Annotated in this window: 12 protein-coding genes; 7 read left to right on the forward strand and 5 right to left on the reverse strand. The window is 70.3% G+C overall.

Translation table 11 applies throughout. From position 1 onward, the window contains the following. Positions 1-13: 13 nt before the first annotated feature. On the reverse strand, positions 14-460 hold the full coding sequence (locus ACWGKS_RS20585) for a carboxymuconolactone decarboxylase family protein (RefSeq protein WP_358509681.1): 447 nt from the start codon (positions 458-460) through the stop codon (positions 14-16). Positions 461-532: 72 nt separating this feature from the next. Continuing rightward, the gene (locus ACWGKS_RS20590; RefSeq protein WP_358509684.1) at positions 533-1477 is read right to left on the reverse strand and encodes a ketopantoate reductase family protein; all 945 of its coding nucleotides are present in this window, start codon (positions 1475-1477) and stop codon (positions 533-535) included. 238 nt (positions 1478-1715) lie between these two features. Here ACWGKS_RS20590 and ACWGKS_RS20595 point away from each other — a divergent pair, with 238 nt between their 5' ends. Then, positions 1716-3236, forward strand: coding sequence for a fatty acyl-CoA synthetase (locus ACWGKS_RS20595; protein WP_452523559.1), 1521 nt, complete (start codon positions 1716-1718; stop codon positions 3234-3236). A gap of 5 nt (positions 3237-3241) precedes the next feature. Here ACWGKS_RS20595 and ACWGKS_RS20600 read toward each other — a convergent pair whose 3' ends face one another. Beyond that, complete coding sequence (locus ACWGKS_RS20600; protein WP_452523561.1) at positions 3242-5101, reverse strand: CPBP family glutamic-type intramembrane protease; 1860 nt, start codon at positions 5099-5101, stop codon at positions 3242-3244. 77 nt (positions 5102-5178) lie between these two features. Between ACWGKS_RS20600 and ACWGKS_RS20605 the strand changes: the two genes are divergently transcribed. The 5 genes from ACWGKS_RS20605 to ACWGKS_RS20625 all read left to right on the forward strand — a co-directional run bounded on the left by ACWGKS_RS20605 (position 5179) and on the right by ACWGKS_RS20625 (position 10279). Further along, a complete protein-coding gene (locus tag ACWGKS_RS20605) occupies positions 5179-5937 on the forward strand; it encodes a TetR/AcrR family transcriptional regulator (protein WP_358509693.1) in 759 nt (252 codons plus the stop codon). Positions 5938-6010: 73 nt separating this feature from the next. After that, entirely contained in the window at positions 6011-6700 is a 690-nt protein-coding gene (locus ACWGKS_RS20610) for a FadR/GntR family transcriptional regulator (protein ID WP_358509696.1), read from the forward strand. Further along, positions 6697-7485, forward strand: coding sequence for a creatininase family protein (locus ACWGKS_RS20615; protein ID WP_452523564.1), 789 nt, complete (start codon positions 6697-6699; stop codon positions 7483-7485). Before ACWGKS_RS20610 ends, ACWGKS_RS20615 begins: the two co-directional genes overlap by 4 nt. A 196-nt stretch (positions 7486-7681) precedes the next feature. Next, positions 7682-8659, forward strand: a complete 978-nt coding sequence (locus ACWGKS_RS20620) for an alpha/beta hydrolase family esterase (RefSeq protein ID WP_358509703.1) — start codon at positions 7682-7684, stop codon at positions 8657-8659. 33 nt (positions 8660-8692) lie between these two features. Further along, a complete protein-coding gene (locus tag ACWGKS_RS20625; protein WP_452455012.1) occupies positions 8693-10279 on the forward strand; it encodes an AbgT family transporter in 1587 nt (528 codons plus the stop codon). A gap of 59 nt (positions 10280-10338) precedes the next feature. On the opposite strand, the gene ACWGKS_RS20630 is transcribed toward ACWGKS_RS20625, so the two are convergent. Together ACWGKS_RS20630 and ACWGKS_RS20635 are read right to left on the reverse strand one after the other, a co-directional pair. Next, entirely contained in the window at positions 10339-12768 is a 2430-nt protein-coding gene (locus ACWGKS_RS20630) for a GH92 family glycosyl hydrolase (RefSeq protein ID WP_452523567.1), read from the reverse strand. Between the two features lie 142 nt (positions 12769-12910). Then, a complete protein-coding gene (locus tag ACWGKS_RS20635) occupies positions 12911-13558 on the reverse strand; it encodes an NAD(P)-dependent oxidoreductase (protein ID WP_358509708.1) in 648 nt (215 codons plus the stop codon). Positions 13559-13811: 253 nt separating this feature from the next. Between ACWGKS_RS20635 and ACWGKS_RS20640 the strand changes: the two genes are divergently transcribed. After that, positions 13812-14381 carry a TetR/AcrR family transcriptional regulator gene (locus tag ACWGKS_RS20640; RefSeq protein WP_358509711.1) on the forward strand — a complete coding sequence of 190 codons (570 nt, stop codon included), beginning with the start codon at positions 13812-13814 and terminating at the stop codon, positions 14379-14381. Positions 14382-14417 lie beyond the last annotated feature (36 nt).

The raw sequence follows: 14417 nt of genomic DNA on the forward strand, positions 1-14417 counted from the left end.
GGACGCCCCGGTGTCAGCGAACGGGCGGGGTCAGCGCGGTGCCCACCCCCAAACGGTTGTAGAGGTTGATCAGACCGACGGCGGTGATGAGGGCGACCATCTCCCGCTCCGAGAGATGCTCGGCGGCCCGCGCGTAGACATCGTCCGCCAGACCGTTCTCGCCGAGCCGGGTGAGGGCGTCCACGACCTCCAGGACGGCGCGTTCGGCCTCGCTGAAGTGGTCGCCCGCCTCGCGCCAGGCGGCGACCAGGGTCACGCGTTGCGCGGACACGCCGGCCTTCAGCGCCGTGTCGGTGTGCATGTCGACGCAGAACGTGCAGCCGTTGAGCAGGGAGGCGCGGAGGTCGACCAGGGCGTGCAGTTCCTCGTCGAGGGCGGCGGCGACGGTCGCGCGAAGCCGGCCCAGGTCGGCGTGGATCTCGGGCAGGTGCTGTGCCGACTGTGCACGGGGCGTACCCAATGGGGTCATCCTCTCCTCGGAGCGTCCGGGCGGGGTGCGCCGAACAGAGGAAAACTACCAAGGGTGACGTCGTCAGTGCTGTGGGTTCGCGAAAAGGTCGCCACGGCCGGCCGAGTACACGCTCAGGTGCGTGTGGGCCAGCGAGAACAGTGGAGTGGGCACACCCAGTTCCCGGCCCCGCCCCACCAGGTCACCGACGATGTGGTCGCCCTCCACCGGGTTGTCATGGGTCAGGTCCCAGTACATGGACGTGGACGTCTCGCGTTCGGTGTCACCGATGGTCTTCTCGGCGAAGGCCCGGATGTGTTCACTCGGTGGGAACCCGGCGGCGGTGGCCACAGCCATCGCCTCGGCGAACACCGCGGCGCTGAACTCCGCGCCGCCCGGGGCCCGGTTGACCCGGCCGATGGGGGCGCGCATCAGGCAGGTCGCGGCGCCCAGACTTGCCAGGAACACCCACTTGTCCCACATCCGTTGACGGATGTCCTCGGCCGCCCGAGCGGTGAAACCGACCCCGTCCAGGGCCTTGTGCACCTGGTCGAGTCCCACCACGGGGCTCGACCCCAGCGGACCGTAGATCAGCTCGCCCATCTTGCCGACCTCGACGATCTCCCCGGCCTCACCCAGCCGGGTCATCACCATGCTCACTCCGCCGTAGACACGGTCCTCGCCGAAGCGTTCGGTGAGCACGTCCAGGTGCCGCATGCCGTTGAGGAAGGGCACCACGACGGTCCGCGGCCCCACCGCCCCGGCCAGGTCGGCCACGGCCCCCTCCAGCCCGTAGGACTTCACCGCCAACAGGACCACGTCGTACTCGGGGGTGAGCTCGGCCGCGGTGACGGCGCGCACGGGCACGCTCTCGGTCTCGCCCTCCACCGTGCGCAGCACCAGACCCCGCTCGCGGAGCACCTCGGCTCGGGCCGGTCGCACCAGGAAGTCGACGTCCCGCCCGGCCTTGACCAGCCGAGCACCGAAGTACCCGCCGACCGCCCCGGCGCCCACCACAAGGATCCTCATGCCGCTCCCACTCCGTCGAACCCGCTGAACCAGGCAAAAAGGTATGACGATGGGACACCCCACCGCAAGAGCGAATGTCCCGCCTGTGGACGACCCCGTATCAGGCGAGCCGGGCCCGTTCCGAGGTCGGAGCGTCCTGACACCTCGACCCTTGCGAACGGGGTCGGGGGGACAACAGGATGGGGTCCGTGCCGACGGCCCCGACCCTCGGGCCGCGACCTTGGGAAGAGCAGGTGCCATGACCACTTCGACCACCTCCAGCCGCGTGGACGACATCCTCCACCGCAGTGCCGCGAGAACCCCCGACCGCACCGCCCTGGTCTTCGAGGACCGTACCTGGACCTACACCGAACTCGACGACGCGGTCACCCGCGCCGCCGCCCGCCTCCTGGGCCTGGGCGCGACCAAGGGCGACCGGATCGCCGCCTACGGGCGCAACTCCGACGCCTACCTCATCGGCTACCTGGCCTGCGCCCGTGCCGGCTTGGTGCACGTGCCCATCAACTTCGCCCTCCAAGGCGAGGAACTGGCCTACCTGCTCGAACAGTCCGGCAGCGGCATGGTGCTGGCCGACCCGGCGCTGCGCTCCGCGGTGGACGGGCTGCGTGCGCGCACCGGGATCGAACAGGTGCTGGAGCTGCGCGGCGGTGCCGGATCACTGCTGGCCGACGCCACGGAGGGTCCGGTCCCGGTGTTGGACGTGGAGGTCGTCGACACCGACCTGGTGCAGTTGCTCTACACCTCCGGGACCACCTCACGGCCCAAGGGCGCCATGATGACGCACCGCGCCCTGGTCCACGAGTATCTGTCGTGCCTGGTCGCCCTGGACCTGGACGCCGACGACGACCCGCTGCACGCGATGCCGCTCTACCACAGCGCCCAGATGCACGTCTTCCTCATGCCCTGGCTGGCGGTGGGCGCCACCAACACCCTGGTGGAGGCGCCCGACCCCACCGACCTGCTGCGTCGGATCGAGACCGACCGCCACGGCGCGTTCTTCGCCGCGCCCACCCTGTGGGTCGCCCTGGCCGGCCATCCCGAGTTCACCGACCGCGACCTGTCCAGCCTGCGCAAGGCCTACTACGGGGCCTCGATCATGCCCGGACCGGTCCTGGAGAAACTCCGGACGACCCTTCCCGAACTGGGGTTCTACAACTGTTTCGGGCAGAGCGAGATCGGACCGCTGGCCACCGTGCTGCGCCCCGAGGAGCACGTCGACCGCCCCGCCTCCGCCGGACGATCCGTCCTGTTCGTGGAACTTCGGGTGGTCGACGAGCAGGACCGCGACGTCGCCCCGGGAGAGTTGGGCGAGTTGGTCTTCCGATCCCCACAGCTGTGCCAGGGGTACTGGGACAAGCCGGAGGAGACCGCCGAGGCGTTCCGAGGCGGCTGGTTCCACTCCGGTGACCTGGTGCGCGCCGACACCGAGGGCTACATCGAGATCGTGGACCGGATCAAGGACGTCATCAACACCGGCGGCGTGATGGTGGCCTCCAGGGAGATCGAGGACGTGCTCTTCGCCCACGAGCAGGTGGCCGAGGCCGCGGTGGTGGGCGTGCCCGACGAGAAGTGGATCGAGGCGGTGACCGCCTTCGTGGTGCCCGCGCCCGGAGCCGACACCGACAGGCTTCCGGACGCTCTCGTCGAACACGTTCGGGAGCGGCTGGCCCCGTTCAAGGTGCCCAAGGCGGTGCGGGTGGTGACGGAGCTGCCCCGCAACGCCTCGGGCAAGATCCTCAAGCGCGAACTGCGTGGCTGAAGGCCTCAGCCCCGGTCCGCTGTGGAAGGGACGTCGGCTCCGTAGCGGCGGGCCAGGGCGTGGAAGCCCTCCTTGGGTTCCCAGTGTCCGTCGTCGGGGGACAGACCCGACTCCAGGGCTGGCGGGCGCACGATCCCGAAGCTCGCCATGTCGCAGTCGCGGGTGGGGTCGGGGGAGTAGCGGCAGTCGCCCTCGACGAACATGCACAGGAACGCGCCGTGCACGTCCTCGGTTTCGTACACGTCGATGAGCCGCTCGATCATGTCGGCCTGGACGCCTTCGTCACGGACCGGGTTCCCCCGTACCCTCCGATCGTCCAGGTCGCGCCAGTCCAGGATGTCGGCGCCCGAGCCGCCCAGGGTCTCGGCGCCCCGGTAGGAGCAGCAGCCGAACTCGGTGACCACCACCGGTTTGCCCAGCCGGTTCAGGGCGCGCAGCCCCTGCCGGTAGGAGCCGCGGGTGAGCTCGTCGAGGTAGTAGTCCACTCCGATGATGTCGAAGGGCGTCCAGTCCACGGTCTCCCAGGTGCCCGAACCGTAGGTGAGCGGGCCCGGGAACTCCTCGCGGGCGGCGGCGACCAACCGGCGCAAGACCCTGTTCAGCCGGTGGTTGTAGTAGGAGGGCAGCATCCCGAACACGTACAGGGCCATCGTCCGGCGTCTCATGTCGCGGCCGGGGATGATGTCACGGTTGAGGATGGTGAGTTCGCAGCCCACGTTGAGCACCACCCGGTCGGGGTACTCCTCGATGAGTCGCCCGGCGAGTTCGGCGGCCCGGCCCACGTGTTCGACGAGTTCGTCGTGGCGGGCGTCCAGGGAACGGGGTTGCAGCCACACGTCCAGCCCCTGGGCCAGGGCGAAGCGGGCGGCCTGCTCCAGGCGGTCCAGGTCCTGACCGAACAGGGACACGGTGGTGCAGTGCAGGTCCTCGTGGATGACGCGCATCTCCTCGCGGACCACCTCGGGGTTCCAGCGCTCGCGTGAGTTCTGTCCGGGCACGTAGCCGGAACCGACGTCGTACATGACGCCGCGCACGGGGATCCGTCGACGTGGCAGGGCGTCCTGCTCCGCCGGTACCCGAGTGAGTTCGGGGCGGGCCGCGAACAGGAACCGGATCGCCAGGTAGGCGGCGAAGGCACCGCCCATGTTCACCCCCAGGTTCCAGGCCCCGGAGCCGGCACCGAAGGAGAGGTCGACGCCGTGCAGCACGATGGCGGTGGCGGTCAGGGCCAGACGCACGCCCACCCCGGCCCAGACCCCGCCGGTGGTCATGCGCAACAGGCCGGTGAGGACACCGAGGAGGACGAGGTCGAGGAGTGCGTCGGCGGACCCCATGGACATGGACACCGCGCCCGCGAACAGGACGGTCTGGACGAGGATCACGGCTACCTGTGAGAGGTGGAACCCGAGCATGTGCTGGACGTAGCCGCGAAAGACCAGTTCCTCGGGCAGGATCTGCGCGAGCGTCATCAGCGGGGCGAGCAGCAGGGCCCAGAGGAGGGCCGGGAGCAGGGCCGCGGTGTCGAGGGTGGCGTTGCCGGTGATCAGCGCGGCGCCCACGACGAGGGCGGACACGGACCAGGCGCTCAGGGCGGCGGTCACCAGTGGCGGCCAGGCCCGTCCCGGGGTGCTCAGGCCGATCGAGGACAGGGTGCGCCCGGCGGTGCGGCACAGCGCCCACACCATCGGCAGGATCACCAGGACGAACGCGGTCGAGCGGACCGCCGTCCCCAGGGGTGCGTCGGGCGTGGTGGAGAACAGGTCGATGAGCGCGTACGCGGCCACGCCGGTCAGGGCGAACACCACGACCAGTGACCCGATCCGGATCAGGTCCTCGCGTAGACGGGGGGTTCCCGGTGGGGACATGAGTGCTCCAATGAACTCCGTACACTGTTCGATTAATGTAGAACAGTGTACGGAGTTTTGGCAAAGGGGGATGTCGGGTGAGTACCGCACGAAAGAGCGTCGAGGCCACGCTGGACCTGTTGTGGACCGGTCTCGGTCGGCCCAAACGCGGGCCCCGCCACCGGCTCACCGTCCAGCGCGTGGTGGAGGCGGCCATGGTCGTCGCCGAGTCCGAGGGCGTCGAGGCGCTGTCGATGCGCAAGGTCGCCGCCCACTTGGACGTCGGCGCCGCCACCCTGTACACCTACGTGCCCGACAAGGCCGCCCTGTTGGCCCTGATGGTCGACGAGATGACCGGTCAGGCGCCGCTCCCGCACACCCGCCCGGGCACCTGGCGGGAGAAGGTCCAGGCCTGGGCCCGTGAGGACCTGGCCTCCTTCCGCGCGCACCCTTGGCTGGTCGAGATCACCTCCGGCCCGTTCATCGGCCCCCACGCCTTCGCGTGGACCGACTCGGCCATCCGCGTCTTCGACGGCACCGGGCTCGACGCCGAGGAGGCCCTCGCCGTGGTGGAGGCCGTCGACGGTCTCGTCCAGGGGCACGTCGCCAAGGTGATCGAGGCCGACCGCGCCCGAGGCTGGGTCGATCCCGAAGGGCGCTCCTTCGCCACGATCCAGGAGGGCTACCTGACCACGCATCGGATCGAGGCCGGCCGTTTCGAGGCCATCGAACGTCTCCGGGACCCCTACGAGCCCGTGCGGGTCTTCGAACGGGCCCTGGCATGGCTGTTGGACGGGGTCGAACGGCGCGTCGCCGAACGCGCCGCGCAGGGCCGAGCGGAGGACGGCACCCTCTGACGTGCGGATCGTTCCGGGGAAGGGGCACGGGTGTGACTTGACGCACCAACAGACTAAGTGATTTAGTCACTATATGAACAAGAACGCGCCCTCCCTGTCCGAGCGGCTCGCGGACGACATCGTGGAGATCATCCGCCAGGAGAGCCTGGCGCCCGGAGACCTCATGGCCTCCTCCCGCGAACTCGCCCAGCGATTCGACGTCACCACCCCGACCGTGCGCGAGGCGCTGCGCCGGCTGGAGGCCACCGGCGTCGTGGAGTTCAGGCACGGGTCGGGCACCTACGTGGGCGCCGGATTCAGTCGGACCCTCCTGGTCAACCCGCACCTGCCCAGGGAGAGCGGGGACTCGGTCCTGGAACTGGCCGAGGCCCGTCTGGTCCTGGAACCGCCGATCGCCGCCACGGCCGCCCGTGTGCGCGACGACGAGCAACTGGCCCAGATCGAACGCTCCACCGTCAACGCCCTGCACCCGCCCCGCTTCGACGCCGAGGCACCCGTGCACTTCCACGTCGCGCTCGCCGCCGCCACCGGCAACACCCTGCTGCGGGAGACCGTCGAGGCGCTGCTCTTCGTGCGTTCACGCGAACAGGTAGAGATCAGGCACCGATACCACGACCGCGAACGCGACCACGCCGAGCACCTGGAGATCCACACCGCGGTCAAGGACCGGGACGCCGAGGCCGCCGAACGCCTCACCCGAGAACACCTGACCGCGATCAGGGACGCCGTGGCGGCCGCTTCGCGTGAGGCGGCGAACCGATGAGCACTTCCAGACCCCACACGCCGCGCCCCCATCACCTCGCCGACATGACCACCGAGCAGGCGGCCGAGGCCGTCACCGAGAGCCCGGTCGTCATCCTGCCCGCCGGGGCCTTCGAACAGCACGGTCCCGCCATGCCCTTGGCCACCGACCTGGTCAGGGCCGAGGCGGTGACCGATCGAGTGGCCGCACGCCTCTCCGGACGGGCCGTGATCGGCCCGAGCCTGCCGGTGGGAGTCTCCCCCCACCACATCGCCTTCGCCGGCACCCTCACCTTGTCCGTCGCCACCTTCCACACCGTGCTGCGCGAGTACCTGGACGGGCTGTACGCGCACGGATGGCGCAAGGTCCTGGTCGTCACCGGACACGGCGGCAACAACGCGGCCCTGACCACCCTGGCCCAGGACCTGCTGGCGGAGCTGCCCGACCTCGAATTCGCGTGGTCGCCCCTGACCTCCATCGCCGCCGACGTCGTGGCCCGCATGCCCAAGAGCGAGGTCCACGGCCACTGCGGTGAGGCCGAGACCTCGCAGATGCTCCACCTGGCACCCGACCTGGTCCACACCGACCGCTTCGCCCCCGGCACCAGGAACCTGTCCGAACTCGACGCGCTGCCCCGACTCGCCCGCCGTCCCGGGCACCCCACCCTCCAGGTGCGCTACGACCGACTCAGCGCCAACGGCGTCCTGGGCGACCCGGCCCGGGCCACCGCCGAGGACGGCGCGGCCATCGTCGACCGCGTCGTCGCCGAGATCACCGAGTTCGTCGAGGAATGGCTCAAGGCCTGACCCGGCCCTGAGCGGGTCGATCCGCCGCACCAAGGCGGACCGACCCCCTCGCCCAAGCCCACCGGGCCCGCCACCGCCGCGGGCCCGGTAACGACCGAATCCACAGGCCCCCGGTCGCGTTCGCGATGGCCGAGGGTCCGCCAGCCGTACCCGAAAACGCTCCCGAGGCGTCCGCACACCGACGGAAGAGGACACCATGAGTCGCCCGCACCGACGACCCCTCGCCCGCCTGACGATCACACTCGCCCTACCCGCCCTGATCCTGTCGAGCACGTCCACAGCCGCGACCGCCGTCGCCCCGGCCCACGACACCACCGCCCCGCACCGCTCCCAAGGCTGCGCGAGCCCGCCGCCCCAAGAACCCGGGCAGAGCGTCCAACACCGCCTGAACAGCGCGGACATGGAACGCTCCTACTGGCTCCACCTGCCCGACGACTACGACGAGCACCGCGCCTGGCCCGTCGTCCTCGCCTTCCACGGACGGGGCAACACCGGTGCCGGAACCGAGGAGTTCTCCGGACTCTCCGAACTGCCCGCCGTCGTCGTCTACCCCGAAGGGGTGATCGGCCAGGGCGACGGCGACCGACAGGCCTGGCAGGGCGCCCCCTACTCCGCGCCCGGTGTGGACGACGTCGCCTTCACCCACGACCTCCTGGACACCGTCGAGTCCGATCTGTGCGTGGACCGCGCACGCGTCTACGCCACCGGAAAGTCCAACGGCGGCGGCTTCACCGCGCTCCTGGCCTGCGCCGCCGCCGAACGCGTCACCGCGATCGCCCCGGTCGCTCCGGCGCTCTACCCCCACGACCTGGACTGCGAGCCCGAGCGTCCGGTCCCCACGCTGTCCTTCCACGGCACCGAGGACGCCACGATCCCCTACACCGGAGACCCCGAGCGCGGCCTGCCCGACCTTTGGACCTGGAACGCCGAACGGGCCGAGGCCGGCGACTGCCGACCCGACCCGCGCACGCGCAGGGTCGACCCCGACGTCATCGAGTACCGCTGGACCGGCTGCGCGCCGGGAGCGGCGGTAGGACACGTCGCCATCGAGGGCGGCGGACACACCTGGCCCGGCGCCGACTCCTACAGCGGCGGCGGTCACACCACCCGGACCATCGAGGCCCATGAGGAGATGTGGCGGTTCATGAGCCGCTTCCGCCTGCCCCTCGTCTGACCCGCACCGCACAGCTCAGCTCAGGAGTACCCCATGTCCCGATCCACCTCCGGTGGCCCTGACGCCACCGGTTCCGACCACGCCGGCGACCCGACCACGGACAACGACGTCCCACTGCCGCGCATCATCCGTGCCATGGCGGTGATCGAGCGGGTCGGCAACGCGCTCCCGCACCCGTTCTGGCTGTTCTGGATCCTCGCCGCGATCCTGGGAGTGGCCAGCGCCATCATGGCGGGGCTCGACGTCTCCGTGGTCTCCCCGAGCGACGGGGAGACCGTGGTGGTCCGCAACCTGCTCAGCGGCGAGGGCATGGCGATGGCCCTGTCGACGATGATCGACAACTTCGCCGCGTTCCCGCCCATGGCGACCATCGTCGCGGTCATCATGGGCGTGGCGGTCGCCGAACGCAGCGGGTTCCTGTCCTCGCTCATGCGGGTCAGCGTCTCCCGTGTCCCCACCGGCTGGGTGGTGTTCGCGGTCGCCTTCGCCGGAACGATGTCGCACGTGGCCTCGGCCGCCGCCTACATCATCCTCGTCCCCCTCGGCGGGCTGGCCTTCCGCGCCGTCGGACGTTCACCGATCCTCGGTGTGGTCGTCGCCTACACCGCCATCGCCTCCGGCTACGACGCCAGCCCGATCCCCACCCCCAACGACGCCATCTTCGCGGGCATCACCACGGCCGCAGCCCAGGTCGTGGACCCGGGGGCCTTCGTCTCGCCGCTGAGCAACTGGTACTTCAACATCGCCTCCTCGGTGGTGCTGGCCACGGTCATCACCGTGATCACCAAGTTCGTCCTGGCCAAGCGGCCCGACCTGGACCCCGACCCGGACGCGGACCTGGAGAACATCGGTTCGCTGCACCTGAGCGACGCCGAGCGCTCCGGGCTGCGCCGCGCCCTGGTCGCGCTGATGCTCGCCCTGATCGTCCTGATCGCCATCGTCGTCCCGCAAGGCTCCCCGCTGCGCGGCGAGGACGGCGGCCTGGCCGAGTCGCCGCTGCTCACCGGGGTCGGCGCGCTGGTGGCGCTGCTGTTCGGTCTGGTCGGCATCGTCTACGGTCACCGCGTCGGCACCATCGAGAAGCCCGGCGACGTGCCCGCGCTGATGGTCCAGGGCATCAAGCAGATGGCGCCCGTCCTGGTCCTGTTCTTCGCGATCGCCCAGTTCCTGGCGTACTTCGACTGGACCCACATCGGTGACGTGATCGCGGTCCGCGCGGCCGAGGCCCTGCAGACCAGCGGCATCCCGGTGGTCGTGCTGTTCCTGTTCATCCTGGTGCTGCTGAGCCTGATCAACATCATCATCACCAGCGGTTCGGCCATGTGGGCGATCTGCGCACCCGTCCTGGTACCGATGCTCATGCTCATCGACGTGCCCGCCGAGACCACCCAGGCGCTGTTCCGGATCGCCGACTCCGGCTCGACCGCCATCACCCCGATGAGCCCCTACTTCGTGATGGCGCTCGGATTCCTGCAGCAGTACCGCAAGAGCGCCGGAATCGGCACCCTGGCCTCCTACACGTTGCCGTTGGCGATCGGCATGACGGCGGTCTGGACCCTGCTGTTCCTGGCCTGGTGGGCCCTGGGCATCCCGCTCGGCCCCGGCGCCCCGGTGCGCTGACCCAGGACACGCTCCGGCCCCGACGGTGGCACGAGGCCATCGGGGCCGGAGCCTGGCGTTCAATGGTCCACGGGCGGTTCCCCGGGCGCCGTCGCCCACGTGGTGTCGGCCTCGGTGCCCAGGTCGAACTCCAGGTGTCCGCCCTCCTCCAAGAACGACTCCGGCAGCCACGAGGCGCCGTGCTCGTCCCCGTCCAGACGTACCCCGTGCACGTACACCGAGTCCGGGCCGGCCCCGGGGGCGCTGATGGTGATCGGGCCGCGCCCCGGCGGGGTCAGGCGGACGTGGGTGAAGACCGGGCTCGACAGCAGCATCTCACCGCGCCCGGGCGCCTGCGGGAACAACCCCAACGACGCGAACACGTACCAGGCCGACATGGTCCCCAGGTCGTCGTTGCCCGGCAGGCCCGCCGGCCCCGTCCCGTACTGGGACGCGATGATCTCCCGCACCGTCTCCTGGGTCTTCCACGGCTGCGCCAACCCGTTGTACAGCCACGGCGCGTGCAACCCCGGCTGGTTGGTCGGATCGTAACGAAGCGGGTCACCGCCGCCCACCGACCACTCGCCGTCGGGGGTGCGGAAGAACCCGTCCAATCGCTCGGCGGCCACCTCGCGCCCGCCCATCGCCTCGGCCAGACCACCGACGTCGTGCGGTGCCATCCACGTGTACGTCGCCGCCGTGCCCTGCGCGAACCCGGTCCCCGACGCCGGATCGAAGGGCCCCACCCAGGAACCATCGCCGTTGCGAGCCCGCATGTACCCCGCGTCCTCGGTGGCCCGCGGGTCGAAGACGTTGCGCCAGTACCCGCCCCGATCGGCGAACATCTCGGCGTCCTCCGCAAGGCCCAGACGCCGCGCCCACTGACCCAGGGAATGATCGGCCACGGCGCCCTCCAAGGTCTCGGCCGCCCCGCCCCAACAGCGGCAGTCGTCGTGCGGGGCGTACTCCAACTCCAGGTAGCGCTCCAGGTTCGGGCGCTGCCCCTCGCACTGACCCGGGCAACCCGCGTCGGACAACCCGTCCGGATGCGGTTCGGTGGCCTGGGCCCGCAACGACGCGTAGGCGGCCTCGGCGTCGAAGCCGTCCACCCCCATCGCGGCGAACGTGGCCAGGGTGATCGCGGACGGGTCGCCGGTCATCACGTGCGTGGGGCCGTTGACGTGCACCCACCGGTCCCACACGTGGCCGTTCTGCTCGGAGAAGTTCAGCAGCGACTGCGCGAAGTCCCCGGTCACCTCCGGCTCCAACAGCGCCGACAGTTGGATCTGGGCGCGGTACTGATCCCAGCCGGAGAAATTGGAGTACTGGGCGCCCTGACCGTCGACGATCCGCTGAGGTTCGCCGTCCATACCGGGGTAGCGTCCGTCCACGTCACTGACCAGGTTGGGCTGGAGCAGCGAGTGGTACAGGGACGTATAGAACTCGGTGTGGAGGTCCTCGTTCCCGCCGCCGACCGAGACCGCGCCCAACCGTTCGTTCCAGGCCTCGCTCGCCCGCTCGGCCACGGTGTCGACGGTGGCGTCGTCCTCGACCTCCGCCTCCAGATTCGCCCGGGCGCCCTCGGCGCTCACATAGGAGACCCCCACGCGCATCCGCACGTCCGACCCCTCGGGGAAGGACACGTAGCCGCCCGAACCAGTGCCCCGGCGGGCGTCGCGGTCGTACCCCTCGCCACCGGAGGCGGTGGTGGCCCCGGGCATGAGTTCGTCGTCCTCCCAGGTGCCCACCTCGCTGAAGTCGGTGTCGAAGCTCGCGGTGAAGTGCAACCGGTAGTAGGAACGGCGGTTGTTCTCTCCGCCGTTGGCGCGTTGGCCACAGAAGGAGCCGGTGAGCACCGACCCGGAGACCGTCCGGGTCTCCTCGTCGATGCCGACCTCGGCCTCCTCGCTGCCGTTGAGCGAGTTGGAGGCGCGCAGCAACAGGGTGGCCGGGTCGCCCTCGGGGAAGGAGAACTCGCCCACCCCGGCCCGATCGGTCACGGTCAGGTCGGTGTGCACCCCATTGGCCAGGGTCACCGTGTAGCGGCCGGGCTCGGCGGACTCGTCCTCGTGGTCGAAGTCGCTCGCGTAGATCTCGTCGGTGGTGTCGGCGCTGGGGGAGGAGTCCACCGGAACGGTCACCGGCATGATCGGCAGGTCCCCGGCCGCGCCCGGGTGGCAACCGGCCCCGTTGACGTGTGTGAGGGCGAAGCCGCGCACCCGGGTGGTGTCGTAGTGGTAGCCGTTGGCGGCGCCGGTGTCGGTCTGGTCGCCGGGGGTCGTCGTGGGGCTCCAGGAGACCATCCCGAACGGGCGTACCGCTCCGGGGTAGGTGTTGCCGCCCCCGGCGGTGCCGATGAACGGGTCCACGTACCCGACCGGGTCGGTGACCAGGTCGGGCTCGGATTCGGAGTTCGCGGTGGGGGAGGAGGGCGCGATCAGGCTGAGGGCGAGGAGCGGCGTGCACAGCGCGGCGAGCAGGGCACGGGGCGTACGGGAGGAAGGGGGCATCGGAATCCTCTGCGGGGTGGCGGGTCAGGGAAGTGTCCCCCATCCCGTGGCCCGCGCCCAGACCCCCGGACGCGACGGAACGGGATTTCCCCGAGGCTTCCCCGCTCGGTCACCCTCCCGTGGGAGTTCGCCACCGGACCGCTCAGGCGGCGACGGTGAACATCCGCCTCGGGTGGGCGCCGGCCTCCACCTCATCCACCATCGCGACCGCGTAGTCGGCCTTGCTGATCCGGCTGCGGCCCTGATCGTCGGTGAGAAGGACGTCGCCGCCGGCCCGGTAGTGGCCGGTGCGTTCACCATCGCCGACCAGCTCGATCGGCGGCGCCAGGTAGGTCCAGAGCACGTCGCGGTTGATCTTGTAGAGGAAGAAGACCCGCTCCATGGTGCGGCCGGCCTTACGTCGGGGGCCGCGGGCAACGCTCTGCTGCCAGTGAATGGAGGTGCGAGAGGCGTCGGCGAACAGGGGGCCGGGATCGCCGACGGTGATGAGGCGGATCGGGGAACGGGCCAGTAACAGCAGCAGGTGGCGGTTGACCGAGAGGTGGTCGCGTTCGCGGCCGGCGGGCACCTGGTAGGCGTTGATCAGGACGTCGAACTCCGCGAGGTCGGGGCGGGTGAGGTCCCGGGGGTCGCGTCGGACGGCGGTAACGGGCGCGGACCATCGTTCGGGATCGTCCACGAACGCGGTCACTTCGTGGCCGCGCGCGGCGGCCTCGGTCGCTATGTGTTCGGCGAGCCCACCGGCGACGCCGATGATGCCGATCGTGCTGGTCACGGAAGTTTCGTGCATGGGAGCCCCCTGCGAATAGATGTGCGCTCCAGTCGTGTCATTCGGGGCCGGTACGGGTGGGGGTCGAGGCCGACCTCGTGGCGGAGATGTCTCCGCCACGTATTACAACTTATCCGGAGAACCCTCCGCCAAACAAGACCTCCTCGGTGTGACGAGGATTCCCACCCACCGAAAACCCCGCTCTGAACAGGGGACACATCGGATACGCTGAGGCGGAGAAGTCTCCGTGGCACCGGCCGTAGGAAGGTCCTACATGTCGACGAAGCGTGTCGAACAACTCCACGCACAGGGGCTTCGAACGCGTGCCAGCCTGCTGGAGGTCGCGCGCGAGGCCTTCGAGGAGTCCAGGGACGTCTCCCTGAACTCCATCGCCAAGAGGGCCGGGGTGGGCATCGGCACCCTGTACCGGCACTTCCCCACCCGCGAGGACCTGGTCTTCGAGCTCTACCGCGACCAGGTGCAACGGCTCACCCGGGCCTCCGGTGAACTCCTCGATGAGCATTCGCCGCAGGAGGCGTTCCGGCTGTGGCTGGAACGCTTCGCCCGCTACGCCATGACCAAGGCCGGGCTCCTGGAGGTGCTGCGCACCGCCACCGCCCACGGCCGATTCGCCCAGGTCGGGCGGGGCCCCGTGGCCGACGCCGTCGAACACCTGCTCGTCGCCAACCAACAGGCCGGCACCCTGCGCGCCGACCTGACCGCCGACGACGTCCTGCTGGCCGTGGCAGGCCTCTATCAGCTCGACCCCTCCGCCGAGGACTGGGAACGACGCGCCCACCGCCTCCTCGACCTGGCCCTGTGCGGTCTACGCCCCCGCGACTGAGCCCGGGGCGGAATGCCGCACCCACATGGTCGGTGG

The sequence above is a fragment of the Nocardiopsis sp. NPDC055879 genome (genome assembly GCF_053615935.1).